19 protein-coding genes are annotated in these 21,649 nt (G+C 69.8%); 8 read left to right on the forward strand and 11 right to left on the reverse strand.

Translation table 11 applies throughout. The annotated features are described in order from the left end of the window. Window positions 1-44: 44 nt before the first annotated feature. Window positions 45-818: a hypothetical protein gene (locus VGJ14_11605; GenBank protein ID HEY2833061.1), complete on the forward strand. Its 774-nt coding sequence runs from the start codon at window positions 45-47 to the stop codon at window positions 816-818. 15 nt (window positions 819-833) lie between these two features. Here the strand turns inward: VGJ14_11605 and VGJ14_11610 are convergent, their stop codons facing one another. Beyond that, window positions 834-1,853 carry an NAD(P)H-dependent glycerol-3-phosphate dehydrogenase gene (locus VGJ14_11610; protein ID HEY2833062.1) on the reverse strand — a complete coding sequence of 340 codons (1,020 nt, stop codon included), beginning with the start codon at window positions 1,851-1,853 and terminating at the stop codon, window positions 834-836. A 59-nt stretch (window positions 1,854-1,912) separates the two neighbouring features. Between VGJ14_11610 and VGJ14_11615 the strand changes: the two genes are divergently transcribed. Then, entirely contained in the window at window positions 1,913-3,238 is a 1,326-nt protein-coding gene (locus VGJ14_11615; protein HEY2833063.1) for an MFS transporter, read from the forward strand. Here VGJ14_11615 and VGJ14_11620 read toward each other — a convergent pair. Together VGJ14_11620 and VGJ14_11625 are read right to left on the reverse strand one after the other, a co-directional pair. Further along, window positions 3,212-4,426 (reverse strand): DUF445 domain-containing protein, encoded by a 1,215-nt coding sequence (locus tag VGJ14_11620; GenBank protein ID HEY2833064.1) that lies wholly within the window; start codon window positions 4,424-4,426, stop codon window positions 3,212-3,214. The two genes, VGJ14_11615 and VGJ14_11620, sit on opposite strands and share 27 nt — an antisense overlap. A gap of 215 nt (window positions 4,427-4,641) precedes the next feature. Further along, a complete protein-coding gene (locus VGJ14_11625; protein ID HEY2833065.1) occupies window positions 4,642-6,588 on the reverse strand; it encodes an MFS transporter in 1,947 nt (648 codons plus the stop codon). 109 nt (window positions 6,589-6,697) lie between these two features. Between VGJ14_11625 and VGJ14_11630 the strand changes: the two genes are divergently transcribed. After that, window positions 6,698-7,264, forward strand: a complete 567-nt coding sequence (locus VGJ14_11630; protein HEY2833066.1) for a helix-turn-helix domain-containing protein — start codon at window positions 6,698-6,700, stop codon at window positions 7,262-7,264. Here the strand turns inward: VGJ14_11630 and VGJ14_11635 are convergent. Next, window positions 7,261-8,007, reverse strand: a complete 747-nt coding sequence (locus tag VGJ14_11635; GenBank protein ID HEY2833067.1) for a response regulator transcription factor — start codon at window positions 8,005-8,007, stop codon at window positions 7,261-7,263. The two genes, VGJ14_11630 and VGJ14_11635, sit on opposite strands and share 4 nt — an antisense overlap. Before the next feature lie 164 nt (window positions 8,008-8,171). Here VGJ14_11635 and VGJ14_11640 point away from each other — a divergent pair, with 164 nt between their 5' ends. Together VGJ14_11640 and VGJ14_11645 are read left to right on the forward strand one after the other, a co-directional pair. After that, entirely contained in the window at window positions 8,172-10,511 is a 2,340-nt protein-coding gene (locus VGJ14_11640) for an MFS transporter (protein ID HEY2833068.1), read from the forward strand. A 30-nt stretch (window positions 10,512-10,541) separates the two neighbouring features. Further along, entirely contained in the window at window positions 10,542-11,558 is a 1,017-nt protein-coding gene (locus VGJ14_11645; GenBank protein HEY2833069.1) for a polyprenyl synthetase family protein, read from the forward strand. On the opposite strand, the gene VGJ14_11650 is transcribed toward VGJ14_11645, so the two are convergent. Together VGJ14_11650 and VGJ14_11655 are read right to left on the reverse strand one after the other, a co-directional pair. Further along, window positions 11,526-12,749, reverse strand: a complete 1,224-nt coding sequence (locus VGJ14_11650; protein ID HEY2833070.1) for an FAD-dependent monooxygenase — start codon at window positions 12,747-12,749, stop codon at window positions 11,526-11,528. The genes VGJ14_11645 and VGJ14_11650 overlap by 33 nt on opposite strands. Window positions 12,750-12,770: 21 nt before the next feature. Then, window positions 12,771-13,556, reverse strand: a complete 786-nt coding sequence (locus VGJ14_11655) for a VOC family protein (protein HEY2833071.1) — start codon at window positions 13,554-13,556, stop codon at window positions 12,771-12,773. 110 nt (window positions 13,557-13,666) lie between these two features. Between VGJ14_11655 and ilvD the strand changes: the two genes are divergently transcribed. Then, window positions 13,667-15,505, forward strand: coding sequence for a dihydroxy-acid dehydratase (gene ilvD / locus VGJ14_11660; GenBank protein HEY2833072.1), 1,839 nt, complete (start codon window positions 13,667-13,669; stop codon window positions 15,503-15,505). A 10-nt stretch (window positions 15,506-15,515) separates the two neighbouring features. On the opposite strand, the gene VGJ14_11665 is transcribed toward ilvD, so the two are convergent. The 3 genes from VGJ14_11665 to VGJ14_11675 all read right to left on the reverse strand — a co-directional run bounded on the left by VGJ14_11665 (window position 15,516) and on the right by VGJ14_11675 (window position 18,882). After that, entirely contained in the window at window positions 15,516-16,343 is an 828-nt protein-coding gene (locus VGJ14_11665) for an SGNH/GDSL hydrolase family protein (protein HEY2833073.1), read from the reverse strand. Window positions 16,344-16,485: 142 nt separating this feature from the next. Further along, window positions 16,486-18,000, reverse strand: coding sequence for a CYTH and CHAD domain-containing protein (locus tag VGJ14_11670; GenBank protein HEY2833074.1), 1,515 nt, complete (start codon window positions 17,998-18,000; stop codon window positions 16,486-16,488). A 132-nt stretch (window positions 18,001-18,132) separates the two neighbouring features. Further along, window positions 18,133-18,882 (reverse strand): SDR family oxidoreductase, encoded by a 750-nt coding sequence (locus VGJ14_11675; GenBank protein HEY2833075.1) that lies wholly within the window; start codon window positions 18,880-18,882, stop codon window positions 18,133-18,135. 102 nt (window positions 18,883-18,984) lie between these two features. Here VGJ14_11675 and VGJ14_11680 point away from each other — a divergent pair, with 102 nt between their 5' ends. Continuing rightward, window positions 18,985-19,602 carry a TetR/AcrR family transcriptional regulator gene (locus VGJ14_11680; GenBank protein ID HEY2833076.1) on the forward strand — a complete coding sequence of 206 codons (618 nt, stop codon included), beginning with the start codon at window positions 18,985-18,987 and terminating at the stop codon, window positions 19,600-19,602. A gap of 117 nt (window positions 19,603-19,719) precedes the next feature. Further along, window positions 19,720-20,169, forward strand: coding sequence for a cyanase (gene cynS, locus VGJ14_11685; GenBank protein HEY2833077.1), 450 nt, complete (start codon window positions 19,720-19,722; stop codon window positions 20,167-20,169). Window positions 20,170-20,198: 29 nt separating this feature from the next. On the opposite strand, the gene VGJ14_11690 is transcribed toward cynS, so the two are convergent. Together VGJ14_11690 and VGJ14_11695 are read right to left on the reverse strand one after the other, a co-directional pair. Next, window positions 20,199-21,131: an MBL fold metallo-hydrolase gene (locus VGJ14_11690; protein HEY2833078.1), complete on the reverse strand. Its 933-nt coding sequence runs from the start codon at window positions 21,129-21,131 to the stop codon at window positions 20,199-20,201. After that, complete coding sequence (locus VGJ14_11695) at window positions 21,128-21,562, reverse strand: nuclear transport factor 2 family protein (GenBank protein HEY2833079.1); 435 nt, start codon at window positions 21,560-21,562, stop codon at window positions 21,128-21,130. The genes VGJ14_11690 and VGJ14_11695 overlap by 4 nt, the downstream gene beginning before the upstream one ends. Window positions 21,563-21,649: the final 87 nt, after the last annotated feature.

Consider the following 21,649-nt stretch of genomic DNA (forward strand, 5'->3'; position numbering starts at 1 on the left):
GTGATACGAATGAGACGGCAGCCGCGCAGTCCTCAATGCCGGGCATGAGCGGCGGGGCCATGGGCAGCATGAACATGGCGGCGTTCGAGGGCGACGGGCTGAAGCAGACCGTCGACGGCTACATGTTCACGAAGCTGACCAACACCGCCAAGGTCGGCAAGCCGGGGCAGCTGAGCTTCGTCATCGACAACCCGAAGCACAAGCCGCAGAAAGATTTCACGCTGCAGCAGACCAAGCTGCTGCACATGTACCTGGTGCGGGACGACCTCACCGAGTTCCAGCACATCCACCCCAGCCTGGACATGAAGACCGGGACGTGGACCGTGCCGATCAAATTCGCCAAGCCCGGCCCGTACCGGGTGGTCATCGAGTTCGAGGCACTCAAGGACGACGGCAACTTCGACGACCGCATCCTCGGCGACAAGCTCACCGTGCCCGGTGCCTACTCCCCGGTGAAGTACTCCCCGATCACCGGCAGCAACAACGTCGACGGCTACACCGTCACGCTGGACCCGACCGCCACGGTGCACGGGCCGAACATGCACCTGAAGATCACCAAGGACGGCCAGGACGTCACCGACCTGCAGCAGTACCTGGAGTCCTACGCGCACATCACCGGGTTCCGGAAGGACACCTTGCAGGCCGTGCACGTGCACCCCAACGAGGTGCCCCCGTACAAGACCGACCCCAACGCGGTGGGCGGGCCCAACCTGACGCTGATGTCGTTGTTCACCGACCCCGGTAAATATCGGTTGTGGATCCAGTTCCAGACCAACGGCGCGGTGCACGCCGTACCGTTGGACGTCACGGTCAGCTGATTAACTGACGGGGCATCAGGCGCTGTCGTCCATCTCCGCACCGGCCGCGGTGCGGCGCAGGCCACGATAGGCCTGGATCGCGCTGCGGCCCTGGTGCAGCACGCCGTAGACCTCTTCGCAGATCGGCACGGTCACCCCGGCCTTGGCGGCCAGCTCCACGACCACGGCCGAGGTCTTGATGCCCTCGGCCACCATGTTCATCTCCTGCACGATCTGATCGGTCGTCATGCCGGCGGCCAGCTTCTCCCCCACCTGGCGGTTGCGGCTGTACGGGCTCATACAGGTGGCCATCAGATCGCCCAGGCCGGTCAGTCCGGAGAACGTCTGCGGTTCCCCACCCAGCGCGGTGCCCAACCGGGTGAGCTCGGCCAATCCGCGGGTGATCACCATCGACCGGGTGTTGTCGCCGACGCCGAGCCCGGTGCCCATCCCCGCGGCCACCGCGATCACGTTCTTCAGCGCACCACCCAGTTCGCAACCCACCACGTCGTGATTGGTGTAAACGCGGAAGCGCGGGCTGGAGAACACCGGCTGCAGGGAGCGGGCCACCCGCTCGTCGGTCATCGCGATCACCGCGGCGGCGGCGTAGCCGGCCATGATTTCCGGGGCCAGGTTGGGCCCGGCCAGGATGCCGGTGGGGTGACCCGGCAGCAGTTCCTCGATGACCTCGGTCATCCGCATCATGGAGCCCTGCTCCAGCCCCTTGGTGAGGCTGACGATCGGGATCCACGGCCGCACGAGCGGTGCGATGTCCAGCAGCACGGCGCGCAGCCCGTGCGAGGGGACCCCGGTGACCAGCACGTCGGCCACCTCGACCGCCTCGTCCAGGGACGCGGTGGCGCGCAGCCGCTCGGGCAAGGTGAAGTCGGTCAGGTAGCGCGGGTTGGCGTGCCGGGTGTTGATCGCCTCGGCCACCGCCGGGTCCCGGGCCCACAGCACCGTGTCCACGTTGCGGGCGGCGAGCGCGGCCACGGTGGTGCCCCAGGAGCCTGCACCCAGGACGGCGACCTTGACCTGACGGCGAGAGTTCGTCACGCGGGACATCCTTGCGCACCACGTCGGGTCGCCGCAGCGTCCACCGTAGGGTCTATCGGATGGGGGAACCGAACGCCGGGTCGCTGCCGGGTGCCGATCCCCGCGCCGACCCCGCCGGCGTACCGCCGCCGACCCCGCCCTCCGGTTGGCGCCGAGCCGCGATCGACATCTCCCCGCTGCGCCATCCGGACTATCGGCGACTGTGGGCGGGTAACGCGATCGCGTTCGTCGGGTTCCAGGTCACCGCGGTCGCGGTGGCCGTCCAGGTCTACAACGTCACCGGCTCCTCGTTCTGGGTCGGCATGCTCGGCGCGGTCGGACTGGTGCCGCTGGTCGTGTTCGGGCTGTGGGGCGGCGCGGTGGCCGATGCCATCGACCGGCGCCTGTTGCTGCTGATCGGCTCGGTGCTGCTGTGGTCGTCCACGCTGGGATTGTGGGCGCAATCGTTGGCGGGACTGAACAACCTGGCGGTGCTCCTGGTGCTGGTCGCGTTGCAGTCCGCGGGCTTCGCGGTCGCCTCCTCCACCCGCGGGGCGGTGATCCCGCGGCTGATCCCCACCGAGCAGGTGGCCGCGGCCAACACGCTGGGCTTCACCACGTCCAACGTCGGCATGCTCAGCGGACCCCTGCTCGCCGCGGCGCTGATTGCCCGCTCCTCGATCTCGGCCGCGTACGGGGTGGACGCGGTGCTGTTCACCGCGGCGCTCTACGCCGCGTTCCGGCTGCCCGCGCTGCCGCCGACCGGACCCAGCACCGGTACTCCCGGCCTGCGCTCGGTCATCGACGGACTGGCGTTCATCGTCACCCGACCGGTGCTGCTGATGTCGTTCGGAGTGGACATCGCGGCGATGGTGCTGGCCATGCCGCGCGCGTTGTTCCCGGCCCGGGCGCAAAACATGGGTGGCGATTCGGCGGTCGGCTGGTTGTTCGCCTCGTTGGCCATCGGCGCAGTGGTCGCCGGGGCGACCTCCGGCTGGATCGGCCGGGTGCGCAAGCAGGGCGTCGCGCTGGTTGCGGCCATCGTCGTCTGGGGCCTGGCGGTGGCCGCCTCCGGATTGGCCAACAAGCTGTGGCTGGCGGTCGCGCTGCTCGCCGTGGGCGGGGCGGCAGATCTGGTCTCCGCGGTGTACCGGCAGACGATCCTGCAGACCTACGCGCCGGACGAGATGCGCGGGCGCATGCAGGGCGTGTTCATCGTGGTGGTGGCCGGCGGTCCCCGCCTGGGCGATGTGCGGGCCGGGACCACCGCGGCGCTGGCCGGCACCCGAGCATCCTGGGTGGGCGGCGGGTTGGTGTGCGCGGTCGTCGTGCTGTTCGCGCTGCTCGTCCCCTCGTTCCGCAATTACGACGCGAGCCGCTCAGCGCAGGAACAGGTGGACCTGTAGTTCACCGATGAGGAAACCGAGTACCGCACCGACTGAGATCAGCTTCCACTCGTCCTGCTTGAACGCCGGACGCAGCAGGTTCTCGTACTCGTCGTCGGTCATCGCGCTCATCTTGGTCACGATGGTGCCGCGCACGTCGAGCTTCTGCATGGCGTAGTCACCAACCGCGTTCAGCTCGCCGCGCATCCGGTCCAGCGCGGACACCGCGATGGAGGTACGCATCTCCTGGTATTTCCGGCCACCCACGGCCAGCACCAACAACGGCTTGGCCGGTCCCACCCGGGACTGCAGCGCGACGTCCACCTCACGGGCGATCAGGCGCAGCAGCTTGTCCGACTGCGGACCGGTGAGAATCGCGTCGAACAGATTGGCCGGGGTGAGGATCTCCTCGGCCAACAGCGCGGCGTAGTCGTTGATGACGTAGGGCCGACGACGGTGGAACAGGCCCTGCCAGCTGAGCACGCGCAGGAAGCGGCGCGGTTTGATGGGCCGGAAGACCAGTTGCAGCGCGGCCCAGTCGGTGCAGAACCCGACCACACCGCCGAAGACCGGCACCACCCAGTCGTTGTGGGTCAGCGCCCACACGCCGGCCTGCACGCCGCCGAGAACGAGACCGAACGGTGCGCCGACCCGGATGATGAACTTGAACTCGTTGCGCCCGATGCGCCGGATCAGCGAGACCAGTAATCGCTTGTCCCGGATCAGCGCGTCCACGGCCACCTCGCGCAGGTCGATGACCGAGTCCGGGTCGCGCTTGAGGTCCTCCACCAGCCGGGCGACCATCTTCGGTGCCTGCCGCTGTACCGACCAGATCACTGCCCTGCGGGCAACCTCCGGCATGGACTCCCAGAGCAAGGGCTGATACGTCGACATCAGCTCGCGGGTCATCTCATCGATGGTGACCTTCATCGGTTCCTGCAGCTGCACCGCGAGTTCCCTGCCGTCGATGCGTTCGAACAGCTCGGTGGTGGTGAGCAGCCGGGAGAGCATCAGGTCGATGGCGATGCTGGCCATCCGCGGGGCGAAGCGTGGGATCACGCCCTGCCAACCGAGCACCGGGGGGATGCCGCGGAACTCCAGCGGACGGAACATCATCTCGACGGCGACGAGCTTGGTGACGTAACCGATGATGGCGGCGACCAGCGGCATGGACAGGTAGATCGCCCACGACGGCAACTCGCCGAACACGTTCGCTCCCTGGACCTAACGCCGCGGTTCGGCGTGGGTGCAGCGTACGTTGCACCGGTGGGCGAGGAACGACGAAGCTTCGACGACGTGACCCGGCTGCGGGCGACCGCGGAATTCTTCGGCGAGCGAGCGGCCGGTTGGGACGCCAAGTTCGGCGACGACATCCCGCATTTCGCGACGCGGCCGGACCCACCGGCGCCTCGCCCACCGCGCGGTCAGTGCATCGGGCTGAGCTCGGGGGTCGCCGCGGCGCCGTTCGCAGCCGAGCCGCGCTCGATCAGCACCACGTCGAGCCCGCCGGACTGCGGCACGTGCACCTCGGTGGCGGCCGGCAGGAATTCCGGCGCGAGCACCGCCAGCGCGTAGCTGCCGTTGGGCAGGTCGGGTAGCGCAAAGGCGCCATCCGCCCCCACCTCGGTCCGGGCCAACACCCGGCCGTCCGTGCCGATCACCGAGACCACCGCGGCGGGCACCGCCAGACCACCCGGCCGGCGCACCCATCCGGTCAGACCGGAGACCGGCTCGGCCGGCTCGACCGCGGGGACCGACGCCACGGCCCGGGTCAGCACCGGGGTCGGGGCGTCAGCGGGCACCGCGGGCATGCCCTCGACCTCGGCCGCCGGCTTGGAGCCGCGCAACGGTACCTGCTTGACGAACAGGCCGATCACGATGCCGGGCAGCGCGATCATGGCCCCCCAGAAGAACACCGCCGAGGCGCCGTGGCTGATGCCCGACTGCAGCGCGTCGATGACGTTCTGCGGCATCTTGCGGACCATCGCCGGGCTGAGTTCGGCACCGCTGCCCAGCGGGTTGGCCGCGCCGAGTTGATCGTGCAGGGTGTCCGCCAGCCGGTGCGCGTACACCGCGCCCAGCAGGCTCACCCCGACCGAGCCACCCATGCTGCGCACGAACGTGATGCCCGCGGTGGCCGCGCCGATGTCGCGCATCGGCACGCTGTTCTGCGCGATCAGCATGGTGATCTGGAACAGCTGACCCAGGCCCAGACCCATGACGAACATGAACAGGCCGGTCACCGTACGGGATGTGTGCACGCCCATGGTGGACAGCAACAGCAAGCCGGTGGTCATCAGGATCGGGCCGACGATCGGGAAGGTCTTGTAATGCCCGGTGCGACTGGAGATCTGACCAGCCGTCAGGCTGGTGGTGATGATGCCGAGCATCATCGGCAACAGCAGCAGCCCGGAGTTGGTCGCCGAGGCACCCTGCACGTACTGCTGGTACTGCGGCAGGAAGGTCATACCGCCGAACATCGCGAAACCGACCACGAAGCTCAGCGCGGTCACCAGGCTGAAGTTGAGGTTGCCGAACACGCCCAGCGGCAACACCGGTTCGAGCACCCGGGACTCGACGTACAGGAAGATCAGGAAGGCGGTGAAGGTCACCCAGATCAGCGCCAGGATGGTCGTCGAGGTCCACGCGTACTGGGTGCCGCCCCAGCTGGTGACCAGCACCAATGACGTGGTCCAGACGACCATCAGCGCGCCGCCGATCCAGTCGATGTAGACCTTCTTGGCCGGCGGCTTGGTCAGGTGCATGGTCGCGGCGATCACGAACAGCGCCGCGCCACCGAGCGGCAGGTTCACGTAGAACGCCCAGCGCCACGAGGCGTGATCGGTGATCCAGCCACCGATCAGCGGGCCGGCGATCATCGACACCGGCATGATCGCCATGAAGTAGCCCATGTACCGACCGCGCTGGCGCGGCGGGATGAGCACGGCGAGCACCGCCATCACCCCGACCAACAGGCCGCCGGCACCCAGGCCCTGCACCGCACGGAAGGCGATCAGCTCGTTCATCGACCGCGCCATGCCGCACAACGCGGAGCCCGCCAGGAACAGCACGATGGAGGCCATGAACATGGCCTTGCGGCTGTACAGGTCGCCGAGCTTGCCCCACAGCGGGGTGCCGATCGTGGTACCCAGGATGTAGGCGGTGATGACCCAGCCGAGATGCTGCAGGCCCCCGAGGTCCCCCACGATCGTCGGTAGCGCCGGTGCCACGATCATGTTGTCCAACATGGCCAGCAACATCGCGATCATCAGACCCGACATCACCAGCAGGATCTCGCGGTGGCTGCGCTGCTCAAAGCCGTGCTCGTCCACCGGACGAGCCACGGCCGGTGCAGATGCCCGTCGTGCCACGTACTACTCCTCGCTATGCATCTCCCCGGTGCAGTAGTAACCTAACTGACCGGTCGGTAAGCTTTCAAGCGTATTACTGTCCGTTGTATTCCAAGGAGGCGGGCAACACATGTCCGTGCAGACCGTCGGCGGCACCCGAGAGCGGGCGCTGGCAGTGGCGCTGGACATGTTCAGCCGGGATGGTTACGACCACGTCTCGATGCGGGAGATCGCCGAGGAACTCGGCGTCACCAAGGCCGCGCTGTACCACCACTTCGCCGGCAAGGAGGAGATCGCCCGCGAGCTCATCGGCGGCTACCTCGGCGAGGTGAACGTGCTGGTGGATTGGGCCCGGGCGACCGAGCCGGCGTTGCCGGACCTGCTGTCCCGCTGGGCGGACCTGGTGCGCACCCAAGGCTTGGCGGTGGGCAAGTTCATTCACGCGAACCAACGCGTGGTACGAGATCTGGGCCTGCAACCCGGCGAGGGGCGCCGGGCGGTGGATCTGGTCGCGGACGCGGTGGTCGGTGTCGGCCAGGCGCCGGAGCTGCGCATGCAGGTGCGCATGGCGTTGATCTGCCTGCACACCGCGGCCATCGCCGCGGAAGGGCTGGGCATGCCCGACGACCAGGTGTTCGCGCTGGCCCAGCAAGTGGCCGCGGAAATCGTGCAGAAGGCCGCCGCCGCGCAGCTCTAAGCCGCGGGCTTGAGCACGTAGCCGGCCCCGCGCAAAGTGTGAATCATCGGCGGGCGACCCGCGTCGATCTTCTTGCGCAGGTAGCAGATGTAGATCTCCACGACGTTGGCCTGGCCACCGAAGTCGTAGCGCCACACCCGGTCCAAGATCTGTGCCTTGGACAGCACCCGGCGCGGGTTACGCATCAGGTAGCGCAGCAGTTCGAACTCGGTGGCGGTCAGGTTGACCAACTCACCGGCCCGACGTACCTCGTGGCTCTCCTCGTCCATCACCAGGTCGCCGACCACCAGCAGGTTCTCCTCGTTGGCGTTGACGCTCAGCGTGCGTCGCACCAGGCTGCGCAGCCGGGCCACCACCTCCTCGAGGCTGAACGGTTTGGTCACGTAGTCGTCGCCACCCGCGGTCAGCCCGGCGATGCGGTCGGTCACGGCGTCCTTGGCGGTGAGGAACAGCGTGGGGACGTCCCCGACCTCGGCGCGCAGTCGGCGCAGCACGGTCAGCCCGTCCATGTCCGGCAACATCACGTCGAGCACCACGGCGTCCGGTCGGAACTCGTGCGCGGTGCGCAGCGCGTCGGTGCCGTTGGCCGCGGTGCGGATCTGCCAGCCCTCGTAGCGCAGCGCGAGCATCAACAACTCGGCCAGGCTCGGCTCGTCGTCCACCACCAGCACCCGGACGGGGCTGCCATCGGCGCGACGCAGCTGGGTGGGAGTGCTGGCAGTGGTGGAGCCCAAGGTGGTCATGACAGCAAGAGTCATGGCCCGCGCTGTTTTCGCTCTGTGCCGGCGTTGTGGATCTCCTGTGTCTTCAGGTGACCCAGCTACTGCGTTGCGTCATGGTTTGTACACATATGGTCATCGGCCGACGCGCGCGGTGTACGGTTCCGTACCGCGGACAGGAGACCTCGATGATCGGCGAGACACCCGACCCGCGGCGCTGGTGGGCGCTCGCGGTAATCGGCGTCGGCCAGTTGATGATCGTCCTGGACGCGACCATCGTGACCGTCGCGCTGCCCTCGATGCAGACGGACCTGGGCTTGTCCGACTCCGGGCGGCAGTGGGTGGTCACCGCCTACACATTGATGTTCGGCGGCCTACTGCTGCTCGGCGGCCGGATCGCGGACACCGTCGGCCGCAAGAAAATGGTGCTGATCGGCGCCGCCGGCTTCGCCATCGCCTCCGCGGTCGGCGGTGCGGCGGTCAACCCGGCGATGATGTTCGGCGCGCGCGGGGCGCAGGGCGTGTTCGGCGCCATGCTCGCGCCCGCACTGATCTCCACGTTGACCGTGACGTTTCACGAGCCGACTGAACGCGGCAAGGCCTTCGGCATCTTCAGCGCGCTGGCCGGTTCCGGTGCCGCGATCGGTCTGGTGCTCGGTGGCCTACTCACCAACTACTTGAATTGGCGCTGGACGCTGTACGTCAACATCCCCTTCGCGGCGGTGGTGGCCGTCGGTGGCGTGCGCTTCCTGCGGGAATCCACCGGCCGCCGGCGTCGTGGGTTCGACGTCACCGGGGCGGCGTTGGGCACCCTCGGCCTGTTGGCCCTGGTGTTCGGCTTCGCCGAGGCGCAGACCCACGGCTGGGGTGCGCCCAGCACACTGATCTCGCTGCTGGTCGCGGCCGCCTCGTTGACCTGCTTCGTGCTGGTGGAGCGGGTCAAGGCGAGTCCGCTGCTGCCCTTGCGGGTGGTCACCGACCGCAACCGCGCCGGGTCCTACCTGTCGGTGCTGGCCATCTACTTCTGCCTGTTCGGCCTGATGTTCTTCCTGACCTTCTACCTGCAGAACGTGCTGGCATTCTCCCCGGTACGGGCCGGGTGCGCGTTCCTGCCGATCAGCGCCGGGATCATGATCGCGGCCCAGTTGTCCGCGCGCCTGGTGGCGCGCGTAGCACCGCGGCTGTTGATGGTGCCCGGCCTGCTGCTGCTCGCGTGTGGCCTGCTGTACCTGACCCGCCTGCGGGTGGAATCCGGATACGGCTGGGGCGTCCTGCCCGCGATGCTGCTGGTCGGCCTCGGCATGGGTATGGCGTTCATGGCCGGCATCAGCACCGCGACGCTGGGCGTGGACCCGGCCGACGCGGGGGTGGCCGGGGCCATGGTCAACACCTGCCAGCAGATCGGCGGCTCCATCGGCACCGCGCTGCTGAACACCGTCGCCGCTCGGGCCGCCGCGCGTTACGCGGGCGGCCACCCCGGCCGAGGTGACCTCAGAGTGGCCTCGGTGGTACACGGCGGGCACGCCGCAGTTGCGGTTGCCGCCGTTGTGGCCGTCGCGGCTGCGATGATGGTGGGCGGGGCGGTCAACGCACGACCGCGCCGTTCGGCGACCTTGATCGTTCCGGAGACCCCGGCACCGATCGCCCCCTTGACCCCGGGAGCAGCGAGCATGGAGTCCTCCACCACTGCCCACGGCCGCCCGGCGATCTTTGCGCAGGCGACCCCCTCCGCCAATGGCGCGGTCCCGCGCAGTCCGGTGCTCGCCGGTCGGGTGCACGACGTGGCCGAGCGGCCGCTGTCCGCACAGGTGAGCCTGCTGGACCCGGTCGGCACTGAGGTGGCCACCGTGGCCAGCGACGCCGAGGGCGCCTTCGCGGTGGACCTGACGCCGGGCCGCTATCTGGTCACGGTGAGCGCCCCCGCCCACGCGCCCAAGGCCGCGGTGATCGAGGTGCCCGCCTCCGGTGTGGAACTGGACGTGACGCTGGTCGACGGGCGTGAGCTGACCGGGACCGTGTACAGCAGTGGCAGGCCGGTCGCCGGTGCGCTGGTGACGTTGGTCGATCCCGCCGGCGGCGTGCTGTGCGCGTCGCGTACCGACGGGGCCGGGGAATATCAGCTGCCCGCGCCGGCCCCCGGCACCTGGACGCTGGCCGCGGCCGCACCCGGCGCGGGTCCGGTGGCCCGGACGCTGCACTGGCCGCAGGACCTGCCGGTGCAGGACCTGACTCTGGGCTCGATCGCTCGGGTTCGCGGTTACGTCCGATCCACCTCCGGCCTTCCGCTGCCCGAGACCACAGTGCGGTTGGTGGACGGCACGGGCGCCGCGGTCGCGGTGCGCAGCACCGGCGAGGACGGCAGCTTCGACTTTTCCGGTCTCCCGGACGGGAATTACACGGTGGTGGCCGTCGGGTATCCGGCCGTCGCGCAAACACTGCAGGTCGGCCCCAGCGACGCGGGCGGGCAGGCCGAGATGAACGCGGACATCACGCTGCGTCCGCAGGAGCCTGCCGGCGCCCGACCTTGACGGTCGCAAAGTAAACTGACAGCACGTCACATGATGCCCGCCACGCCGCAGGGACTGCAGGACGTACGCCGCCTGGTGCAGCCGGCACTGCGGGCGGCCGTCAGTCGGTTGGATCCGACCACCTGCGCCGTGACGGGCTATCACTTCGGTTGGCCGGCATCGGATGGCGCGCCGGCCGCGGCCGACGGCGGTAAAGCCGTGCGACCCTGGCTGGCCATGCTCTCCGCACGCGCGGTCGGCGCCGACCCGGAGATCGCCGTGCCCGGCGCGGTGGCCGTGGAACTGGTGCACAACTTCTCTTTACTGCACGACGACCTGATCGACAGCGACACCGAGCGCCGGCACCGCACCACGGTGTGGGCGCGGTGGGGCGCGCCGAGCGCAATCCTCACCGGGGACGCGTTGCTCGCGCTGGCTCAGGAGGTGCTGCTGGACGTGCCCGGCCCCACCGGAGCGGCAGCCGCGCGGCTGCTCGCCGTGGCCACCCGCGAGCTGATTCGGGGTCAGGTCGAGGACATGGCCTACGAGCGGCGCCCGGAGATCGACGTGACCGAGGTACTGGCCATGGCCGAGGCGAAGACCTCGGCACTGCTGTCCGCGTCCGCCGCGATCGGTGCGGTGTTGTCCGCTGCCCCGGCGGACGCGGTGGCCGGGCTGGCCGACTACGGCCGTCATCTCGGGTTGGCCTTCCAACTCGTCGATGATGTGTTGGGTATCTGGGGTGATCCCGCGTTTACCGGTAAGCCCGCGCGCTCCGACCTGCGATCACGCAAGACCTCGCTACCGGTGGCCCGGGTGATCGGGCTCGGTGGACCGGCGGCCACCGAGGTCAGCACCTGGCTGGCCGGAGCGGATGAGGCGGGCGAGGACCTGCTCGACGGCATCGCGGAGGTACTCGAGGAGGCGGGCGGGCGCGCATGGGCCCGGCAGCAGGCGGCCGGGCACGCCGCGGCGGCGTCGGCGGCGCTGGACCGCGTCGGCGCTCCCGCGGAGGTGCTCGCCGAACTGCGCGAACTAGCCGCGTTCGTGGTCGGGCGCGAGGCGTGAGCCCCTCGGCGGCGCGGGCCGGGCCCGATCGCGGGTCGCCCAGCGGTGGTCCCGATCGTCCTGGCGCCGCCGCAGCGCGCGGATCGGGCCGGACTGACCGAGCCGCATCCGCCAGCGCGGCGGCAGCCCGATGCCGCGCCGGGTGATGCCGTAGCCGAACGTGCCACCGTCCATGCCCCGGGTGGAGGGCAGGTTCTCGAACCAACGCATGCTCTCCAACGCCCGCAGCTGCACGTTGACCAGCGCGGGTCGTCGTCTCCGGTCGTAGTCGACCAGCGCGTCGGACAGCTCACGGTGCTTGGACAGCGTGCGGGCCAGCACCAGGCCGTCGTGCAGCGCCAAGCGGGTACCCGAGGCCAGCGAGAAGTGCGTGGTGTGCGCGGCGTCGCCGATCAGCACCACATTGTCGCGGTACCAGACGTTGTTGGTGACATGGTCGAAGCGCAGCCAGCCTGCCGCCTGGCCGCGGGCGCGGCCGATCAGCCGCCCGCCGCCCAGCGCGGCGGAAAAAACCTGCTCCAGGATCCTCAGGGCGTCCGGCTCCTCCGCGGTGTCCAGCCCGAGGCCGTGCCAGGTCTGCGACGAGCACTCGACGACGCAGGTGCTCACCTGCGGCGTGGACGGGTAGGCCTGGAACCAGATCGGGCCGGCCGCGGTCTCGACCAGGGCCAGCGTGAGCTTGGCGAATCTGACGTCGGTGCCCAACCAGATGTACTGGTTGGCGCCGGTGCTGAGGCTGGTGCCGAACTTCTCGGCCGCTGCCTGGCGCAGCCGACTGTGTACGCCGTCGGCGGCGACCACCAGGTCGGCGTCGACGTCGGTGTCTGTGTCCACCGGCTGCTGGTGGTGCACCTGCACGCCCAGGTCAACGGCCCGGTCGGTGAGGATCTCCAGGAACCTCGAGCGCATCAGGCTGTACCCGTACCCGCGGAACCAGCCGGGCGGGCCCTGCGGTAGCCAGACCTCCCGACCCCGCCACAGCACGCAGCTCGCCTCCACGGCGCGGGCACTGACCGGGTCCTGGAAATGCATGAGATCCAGTAGGTCGTCGCCGAAAGTCACCCCCCAGCCGTAGGTGGACCCGGCCGGGTCACGTTCGAACACGGCGATCTCGTGGGAGGCGTCGGTCTGCTTCGCGGCGATCGCGAAGAACAACCCCGCCGGTCCCCCCCCGACACAGACAATGCGCACCGGGCAAGGATGCCGGATGGCTCAGCCGCCGGGCTGCATCAGCGCGAATACCCCGCCGACCGGGTGTCCCACGGTGGCGATGATGCCCACGCCGGGCATCGATTGCGGCCCGAACAGTGCCTGCCCCCCGGTGCGCGCCGCGCGCTGCACGATGGCGTCAATGTCATCTACCAGGAAGTAGACGAACCACGAGTCCGGCGCCTCCGCGGGCATGGCGGGCGGTCGAGCCATTAGCCCGGCCAAGCCGCCGGATTCCCCGCCCTGGACCACCCAGTACTCGCCGCTGCCCATGTCCATGCCGTCGTAGCCCCAGCCGAACACATCGGAGTAGAACTTCTTCGCCCCGTCGATGTCGCGGGTGATCAGCTCGTTCCAGCCGTAGGTGTTTGCCTCGTTGACCAGCCCGGCTCCGACGTGGGCCAGTGGCTGCCAGATGCGGAAGTTCGCCCCGGTGGGATCGGCGGCGACCGCCATCACGCCCGCGTCGAACACCTGCATGGCGGGCATGAACACCTGGCCACCGGCCTGTTCGATCGCGGCCACGGTGGCCTCCGCGTCGGCGACGCTGATGTAGCTGTTCCACACCGTGGGCAGGTTCTCCATGCCCGGCGGCAGGCCGCCCAGGCCGGCCACCGTCTGGCCGCCGGAGGTGAACATCGTGTAGATGTGCCCGCTGTTCTCATCGCGCTGTTCCTCGACGTCCCAGCCGAACAGGTCGGTGTAGAACGCGGTGACCCCGGCCACGTCGCCGGTCATCACGTCGACCCAGCACGGGGTACCGGGGGCGTAGCTGGTGCGCTTGGGCATGGCTCCTCCTGGGCGTACGGCTCCGTTCCGACCCTAGGCCTGCCCAGCCGAGGCGCGCCGTGAACCCTCGCCGCTCGTACCATGAACCTCAGACGTCGAGAGGACGGATCATGGCCGAACTGCGATCACGCACCACCACCCACGGGCGCAACATGGCAGGTGCCCGCGCGCTGTGGCGTGCCACCGGCATGACCGACGCGGACTTCGACAAGCCGATTGTGGCCATCGCCAACAGCTTCACCCAGTTCGTGCCGGGCCACGTGCACCTGCGCAACATGGGCGCGCTGGTGGCCGAGGCGGTCGCCGAGGCCGGTGGCGTAGGTCGGGAGTTCAACACCATCGCCGTGGACGACGGCATCGCCATGGGCCACGGGGGCATGCTCTACAGCCTGCCCAGCCGGGAGCTGATCGCGGACTCGGTGGAGTACATGGTGCAGGCGCACGTCGCCGACGCCCTGGTGTGCATCTCCAACTGCGACAAGATCACGCCGGGCATGCTGATCGCCGCGATGCGGCTGAACATCCCCACCGTGTTCGTCTCCGGTGGCGCGATGGAGGCCGGCAAGGCGATCGTCCGCGACGGCGTGGCCCGGCCGAAGCTGGACCTCATCTCGGCGATGACCGCCTCGGCCGACGAGTCGGTGTCCGACGACGACCTGGCCGACATCGAGCGCTCCGCGTGCCCGACCTGCGGCTCCTGCTCGGGCATGTTCACCGCGAACTCGATGAACTGCCTGACCGAGGCGCTCGGGCTCTCGCTGCCCGGCAACGGCTCGACGCTGGCCACGTCCTTCGCCCGCAAGGGGTTGTTTCAGGCGGCGGGCGGGCTCGTGGTGGAGTTGGCGAACCGCTACTACGGCTCGGACGACGAGTCGGTGCTGCCGCGTTCGATCGCGACCCGCGAAGCGTTCGCCAACGCCATGCGGATGGACATCGCGATGGGCGGGTCGACCAACACGATCCTGCACCTGCTCGCGGCCGCGATCGAGGGCGGCGTGGAGTTCACCATGGCCGACATCGACGTGCTGTCCCGGCACACGCCGTGCATCTGCAAGGTGGCGCCGTCCACGCCGCTGTACCACATGGAGGACGTGCACCGGGCGGGCGGAATCCCGGCCATCCTGGCCGAACTCGACCGCGGCGGGCTGCTGGAGCGCACCGTGCACACGGTGCACTCCCCCGACCTGGATTCCTGGCTCGCCACCTGGGATGTCCGCCGCCCCGACCCGAACCCGGCGGCGCTAAAACTGTTCTCGGCCGCGCCCGGAGGGGTGCGCACCACCGAGGCGTTCAGCTCGACGGTGACCTGGTCCACGCTGGACACCGACGCTGAGCTCGGCTGCATCCGCGACGTCGAGCACGCGTACAGCTCTGACGGCGGCCTGGCCGTGCTGTACGGCAACCTGGCGCCGGACGGCTGCGTGGTGAAGACCGCGGGCGTGGTGCTGGACCAGCTGTACTTCAAGGGCCCGGCGAAAGTGACGGAGAGTCAGGACGACGCGGTCACCGCAATCCTGGCGGGCACCATCGTGGCCGGCGACGTCGTGGTGGTGCGCTACGAAGGCCCCAAGGGCGGGCCGGGCATGCAGGAGATGCTCTACCCGACCTCGTTCCTCAAGGGCCGCGGCCTGGGCGCCAAGTGCGCGCTGGTCACCGACGGCCGGTTCTCCGGCGGCACCTCCGGGCTGTCCATCGGGCACGTCTCGCCGGAGGCGGCGCAGGGCGGCGCTATCGGGTTGGTGGAGGACGGCGACCTCATCGAGATCGACATCGCCGCCCGGACCATCCAGTTGCTGGTCGACGATGCCGAGCTGGCCACGCGCCGCGCGGAGCGCGACGAGTTGGGCTGGGCCCCGCTCAAGCGGGAGCGTCCGGTGTCCGCCGCGCTGCGCGCCTACGCCTCGATGGCCCTGTCCGCGGACCGCGGCGCCGCCCGCCACGTGCCGTGATGGCCGAGCGCTAGCCCGTCGGCAGGGGTGCGTACACGACGTACGCGAGCAGCAGCTGGCCGGCCGCGTTGGGGTGGTCGCCGTCGGCGGCGAGCAGCGCGGTCGGGTCCTTGTGCCCGTCGGCGCCCTTGAACGCCGCGTAGGTCGACACCAACAGGGCACCACCCGCCCGGGCGGCGGCTTTGAGTGCTTGGTTGGCCCAGGCGGTTGCCGACTCGGCGGCCGCGACGCCGGCCGGGCCGTAGTCGCGACGCGCGACGCGACCGTCCTGCACCACGTTCCAGTAGTCCAACACCGCGATGGTGACCGGGCCGTCGTGCAGGGCACGAATCCGGCCGATCGCCTGCGCGAGATTGCGCTGCACGCGGCGCGCCACGGGCCGGTAGGCCGCGGCGGCGCTCGCACCCCGCCGGACGGAACCGAACGGGCGGTAGAAGTCGTTGGCGCCGATCATCAACAGGACGGTGGTCGCGTTGCTCAACGTGCGGCGCATCTCCGGTCGTTGCACCTGCTCGAGCAGGTCCTTGGTCGCGGCGCCGGACCGGGCCAGGTTGGTCACCACGGCCGGTCGTCCCGTGTGCCGCGCCACCAGGTCGGCGTAGGTGGACACGAAGTTCCGGCAATCGCAGGCCGACCCAGCGGGCACGGAATCCCCGAGCGCGACGACCACGACCGGCTTCGCGACCGGCGCGGAGCGCGGGAGAGCGACAACGTCCGCCGTCGGGGCGGCGTCGTGCGGGTCGTTCGCGGCGGCCACGGCGCCGATGGCGCAACTCAGCGAGGTGAGGCACAGCGCGGTCACCAGGGCGCGGCGCACATAGTCCAATGGCACCCGCATGCGGACCCCCGGTGGGACGTCTACAACTCGCTGCGGTGCAACACTTCCGCGAGAGTGTCAAAAAAGCCCGAAGGCACGCCCGATACCGCGTTGCGTCCGAAGAAGTGAGGGCCCCCGGACACTCTTCTTCGGACGCAAGGGGTTAGTTGAGCTTGCGGACGGCCTTGCGCACGTCCGCGACGGCGTCGGCCAGCGCGGCGTCGTCGAGGCCGCGGCCGATGGCCAGGCCCGCGAGCAGGCCGAACGGGTAGCCGTTCTCGCCGGCGCCGTGGGCGGCGACCGCGAGGTCCCGCCAGATCGGGGCGGCGACCACGGCGTCCTGGTGCTCACCCAACAGGTTTTGCAGCACCTTGGTCCGCTTCACCAACGTTTTCGCGCCACCGACCGACGGTCTGGCGGCCTCGGCGGCGTAGCGCAGTCGTTTGGCGGCCTTGCGGGCCTCGTGCAGTTCCACGTCGCGGTTGGCGGCGGCCGGCTTGGCCGCCTTGAGGTGGCGGTCGACCCGGCGCTGAGCCGCCTTCACCTCGGCGAGCAGCACCGCAGCGGCCTTGCGGGATGCGGCCGGCTGCAGCGGCGGGTGGGCCACCAGGCCGTCGAGCGCTTCGAGCAGTTGGTGGTACCGATCGGCGCTCAGCGCCTCGAGCAGGGTGGCCCGGGCCCCCGCCTGACGGGGGGCGAACCAGTGCGTGACCCGGGCCTGCACCGGGCCGAGCGCGTCCTCGGCGGGCAGCGTCGCGAGCTCGCTGCGGAACCGCTCGCGCAGCACCTCCAGGTCGCGGGCGTCGCCCGCCGCCTCGCCGAGCCACCGCAACTCCTCGATCAGGTGTTGGGTCCGCTCGCGGTCAAGCACCTTGCCGAAGGCCTGCAGCGCGCTGCGGGCGCGACGGCAGGCGACGCGCAGTTGGTGTACCGCGTCCTCGGTCTCCCGACGTACCTCGAGGTCGTTGCGCCGAATGGCGGCGACCTGCCCGCGCAGATACGCGATCACCACCTCCCCGGCGTTGGCGTTCTTGCCGAGCGGCGGCGGCGGGCTGGGCAGTCGGGAGCCCAGCGCCTGGGCCAACTTCGACGGCGAGTCCGACCGCCGGATGCCGGCCTTCGTCAGCACGGCCTCGGCGCGGTCGAGCAAATTCGGATCACCGTCGGTGCCGAGTTCGACCTCGAACTCCCGCCAACTGCGGCTGCTGCCGTCCGGCAGGGCGCGGGCGGTCACCCGGTCGTCGGTCACCTGCAGCGCGGAACCACCGGAATCGGTGCGCCAGGCGGACAGCGTGCGGTGGTTGCGCACCTCCGCGACCGGGACGAGCCGCCGCCCGCCGAGGAAGGCGCTGACCAGCTCGACGAACTCCGTCGGCGGCGGGCCGGGATCGACCCCCTCACCGTTCGAGTCCGGCCGATCCGGCACCTGGATCTCGTCCCTGGAGACCGGGCCCGCCGGGACCTTGATGTGCCAGCCGGCCTCGTCGTCCCCGGTGCGGTGGCGCATGGTGATGGCCGAGCGGGCCAGGCGCAGGTCCGAGGTGTCGAAGTAGGTGGCGACCAGTAATTGGTCCTCGGTCTCGGGTCTGGACGCTCCGAACAGCGGCGCCAGGCTGGGCAGCTGCGTGCTGGGAGATGCCTCGTACTTGCGTTCGGTCTCGCGGTGGGTGACGGCCATGGCCGAAGCCTGCCCCGGGAAGGTGAACAGCGCGCAGCTGGCCCCGTCGACTCAGCGATGGCCTGCGACAAACCCGCAACGTCAGCGGAACCGAGCGCTATAGCACTCGGTTCCGCTGACGTTGTGATGTATTCAGACGGCGAGCAAGCCGCCGTCCACCGGCACGATCGCGCCGTGGATCTGGCTTGCGCCGGGGCCGGCCAGGAAGCCGATCACCGAGGCGATCTCCTCCGGCTGGGACACTCGGCCGGACGGCGCGTTGGCCGCGAACCCGTCGAGCACCTCGCCGAACGGCTCGGTGCCCTCGGTGCGCACCGGGCCGGGGCTGACCGCGTTGACCCGCACGCCGGACTGGCCGAACTCGCTGGCCCAACCCTTGGTGAGCAGATCCAGAGCGGCCTTGCTCGCACCGTAGGCACCGCCGATCGGGGTACCCCGCACGGCCACGTAGGTGCTGACGTTGATGATCGCGCCGTGGCCACGGGTGGCCATGCCCGGCGCGAGCGCCTGCACCAGCAGGTACGGCGCCTTGAGGTTGACTGCGTAGAGCAGGTCGAGGGCGGCCTCGTCGGTCTGCTCGGTGCTGCCGAACGGGAAGACACCGGCGTTGTTGATCAGCACGTCGACGTGGCCTCCGCCCAGCTCGGTGGCCCGCTCGGCGAGCTCGCGGACGCTGTCGGCATTGGTCAGGTCGGCGGCGGCGAAGTCGGCCTTGCCGCCGGCCGCACGGATCGCGGCGACGGTGGCCTCGCCGCGGCTGCTGTCCCGGCCGGACACGATCACATGCGCGCCGAGGTCGGCGAGGTGCAGAGCGGTGGCGCGACCGATGCCGCTGGTGGAGCCGGTTACGAGGGCGGTGCGGCCGGACAGAACTGCGGACATTGTCTGCTCCCAAGAGTGGAATGAGCGTTACTGGAATGAATGATCCAGAGCCTGCAACAGGCGAAGTGGAATGTCAATTCCAATTTGGGCTAGACTGAGGGCGTGGCCAGCGAGATCGACGCCTGCGGCCCGCGGCTCACCGAGCGCGGGCGGGCCACTCGTGCGCGGATCATTCAGGCCGCCGCAGACCTGATGTTCAGCCAGGGCGTGGCCGGCACCTCGATCCCGGACGTGCTGGCCGCGGCCGGGGTGAGCGCCTCGCAGCTCTACCACTACTTCGAGGACAAACACGCCCTGGTCCGTGCGGTGATCGCGCACCAAAGCGACCTGGCGCTGGACATCCAGGCCCAGTTCCCGCTGGACAGCATCGCGGCGCTGGAGGCCTGGCGGGACGCGATCCTGGCCCTGCAGACCGCCCGAAAGTGCAAGGGGGGCTGCGTGATCGGGTCACTGGCCAGCGAGTTGGCCGACTCCGATCCGGAAGCGCGGGCCGATCTGGCGGCGGGCATGGCGCGCTGGGAACGGGCAATCCACGAGGGCCTCACCGCCATGCAGCAGCGCGGCGAGTTGCGCGCCGACGCCAACCCGGCTCAGCTGGCGCTGTTCGTGCTGGCCGCGCTGCAGGGAGGACTGCTGCTCACCCAGGTACACGAGGACCCGACGCCGGTGAGGGTTGCCCTGGACGGCGCCATCGCCCACGTGACCTCGTTCGCGGCCTGAAACCCGTAACGTCCGGGAAACGCCGGGCGGATAGCGTCGAGCATGGCCGCCTGACGCGCGGAGAAGCCGCGGGTGGATCCCCGGGCGACCGTGGTCGAGGTTTCCACAGGAGGCATCGTGACTCGGGACGAGGTGACCGGCGCGATCGTGGCGGCGCGATTGGCGCAGGGCGTGACGTGGCAGGAACTGGCCGAACTGATCGGCAGGCCGGCGGTCTGGACGACCTCGGCGCTACTGGGACAACACCCCTTGCCACCCGGCGACGCGAAGTTGATCGTCGACGCCTTGGGCCTGGACCCGGCGGTCATCCCGGTGTTGGGATCGGTTCCGGTTAGGGGCAGTGGCCCCGAATTGGCGGCCGACCCAACGGTCTATCGGTTCCACGAAGCGCTGAGCGTGTACGGGGCGGCGTTGAAGGAGTTGATCCACGAGCAGTTCGGCGACGGCATCATGAGCGCCATCAACTTCAGCGTCAACCTGGAGAAGAAGGAACTCGACGGCGCGGCCCGGGTGGTCGTCACGTTCGACGGCAAGTTCCTGCCCTACGACTGGACCGCCGCGCCCTGATCGCCGATCCTGCCATGCCTGACGCTCCGTCAGGCGTGGCAGGTCAGCGGCCGGCCGTCGTTGAACGCGACCATGTCGCCCAGCGCGGCGCGCAGGTCGATGGCGCCGCCGCGCTCCACTCCGTCCAATTCGGCCATCGCGCGGTGCAGGTTGCCGACGAGGCGTTCGGGATCGGTGAGCCCGGGAAACTCGCCGAGGTCGGCCTCTCGGGCGGCCTCCAATGGACTCAACCGGGCCGACCGCGCCTGGTTGGCCAGGGAGAGCACGAACCGCACGTAGCGGGCCACTCGGTCGATCACCTCCGGACCGCAGATGGGGCCGTGGCCGGGCACGATCGTCTCCGCGCCGAACCGGCGCAGGAAGTCCACCGCGTCCAGCATGCCGAACGCCGACCCCATCAGCCAGAACGGCGTCCCGCCGTTGAAGAGCAGGTCGCCGGCGAACAGCACCCGGCGCTCGGGGATCCACACCACCGCGTCGTTGGTGGTGTGCGCCGCGGTATTCGGGTGGATCACCTCACAGCGCAGGTCGTCCACCCAGTGGGTGACCTGCTCGGCGAAGGTGAGGAACGGCGGGGCGAGGTCGATGTGCCCCCAGTCCACCTCTGTCCAGAACGGCGCGGAGAACGGAGTGCCCGCCTCCAGCATCGCGTCGCGGGCGCGGTCCTGGGCGACGATGGTGGCGTCTTCGAACAAGTAGTTGCCGAACGTGTGATCGCCGTGGTGGTGGGTGTTGATCAGCGTGCGCACCGGCGCCGAGGAGACCCGGCCGATGGCCTCCTGCAGCGCGCGGGTGCGCCGTTCGGTGGCGCAGGCGTCGATCGCGGTGATCCGCCGGCGACCGACCAGGAAACCGGTGTTGTTGATCCACCAGGTGCCGTCCGGCTGCACATAGGCGAACACGCCGTCGGCCACCTCGGTGACCGTGCCGAGCGCACCGCTGTCCTGCCCGTGGCCGGTCACTGTGCCTTGCCCAGCAGGGCGAGGTCGACCGTGGCACCCATCCGTTCGGCCACCCGGGCCAGCGACTTCATCGGCCGGATCATCACCTCGAAGCGGGTGATCAAACCGGCGGTGTCGAAGGCGATCATGTCGATGCCCTTGAGCTCGAGTTCGTCCAGTCGCGCGGAGAACTCCAGCACCACGCCGCAGCCGTCATCGGTGGCGAAGCTGCGATGGTAGGTGAAGTCGGTGGCCAAATTCCGCACCGCGGTCTGCAGCACGTGGGCCACCGCCACCGGGCCGGAATAGGGCTTCCAAAAGGCCGGTGAGGAGAACTCGACGTCCGCAGCCAACAACTCCGCGACGTCGGTCAGGTCGAGCGCGGCGACCATGGCGTGCCAGCGGGTCAGGGTCGCGGCGGCCGGGGCGGGCAGGGTGCTCAGGTCGCTCACTCTGTGCCTATGTTTCGCTCGCTACCGCTCACTCTGTGCCTATGTTTCGCTCGCTACCGCTCACACTGTGCCTATGTTTCGCTCGCT

The sequence above is a fragment of the Sporichthyaceae bacterium genome (assembly GCA_036493475.1).
Lineage (GTDB): Bacteria > Actinomycetota > Actinomycetes > Sporichthyales > Sporichthyaceae > DASQPJ01.

What these genes read in the sequence shown, in the direction of transcription:
- VGJ14_11640 (HEY2833068.1), top strand. Translation starts at nt 8,172, where the DNA reads ATGATCGGCGAGACACCCGACCCGCGGCGCTGGTGGGCGCTCGCGGTA.
- VGJ14_11635 (HEY2833067.1), bottom strand. Translation starts at nt 8,007, where the DNA reads ATGACCACCTTGGGCTCCACCACTGCCAGCACTCCCACCCAGCTGCGT.
- VGJ14_11655 (HEY2833071.1), bottom strand. Translation starts at nt 13,556, where the DNA reads ATGCCCAAGCGCACCAGCTACGCCCCCGGTACCCCGTGCTGGGTCGAC.
- VGJ14_11675 (HEY2833075.1), bottom strand. Translation starts at nt 18,882, where the DNA reads ATGTCCGCAGTTCTGTCCGGCCGCACCGCCCTCGTAACCGGCTCCACC.
- VGJ14_11605 (HEY2833061.1), top strand. Translation starts at nt 45, where the DNA reads ATGAGCGGCGGGGCCATGGGCAGCATGAACATGGCGGCGTTCGAGGGC.
- VGJ14_11645 (HEY2833069.1), top strand. Translation starts at nt 10,542, where the DNA reads ATGATGCCCGCCACGCCGCAGGGACTGCAGGACGTACGCCGCCTGGTG.
- VGJ14_11665 (HEY2833073.1), bottom strand. Translation starts at nt 16,343, where the DNA reads ATGCGGGTGCCATTGGACTATGTGCGCCGCGCCCTGGTGACCGCGCTG.
- VGJ14_11670 (HEY2833074.1), bottom strand. Translation starts at nt 18,000, where the DNA reads ATGGCCGTCACCCACCGCGAGACCGAACGCAAGTACGAGGCATCTCCC.
- VGJ14_11630 (HEY2833066.1), top strand. Translation starts at nt 6,698, where the DNA reads ATGTCCGTGCAGACCGTCGGCGGCACCCGAGAGCGGGCGCTGGCAGTG.
- ilvD (HEY2833072.1), top strand. Translation starts at nt 13,667, where the DNA reads ATGGCCGAACTGCGATCACGCACCACCACCCACGGGCGCAACATGGCA.
- VGJ14_11615 (HEY2833063.1), top strand. Translation starts at nt 1,913, where the DNA reads ATGGGGGAACCGAACGCCGGGTCGCTGCCGGGTGCCGATCCCCGCGCC.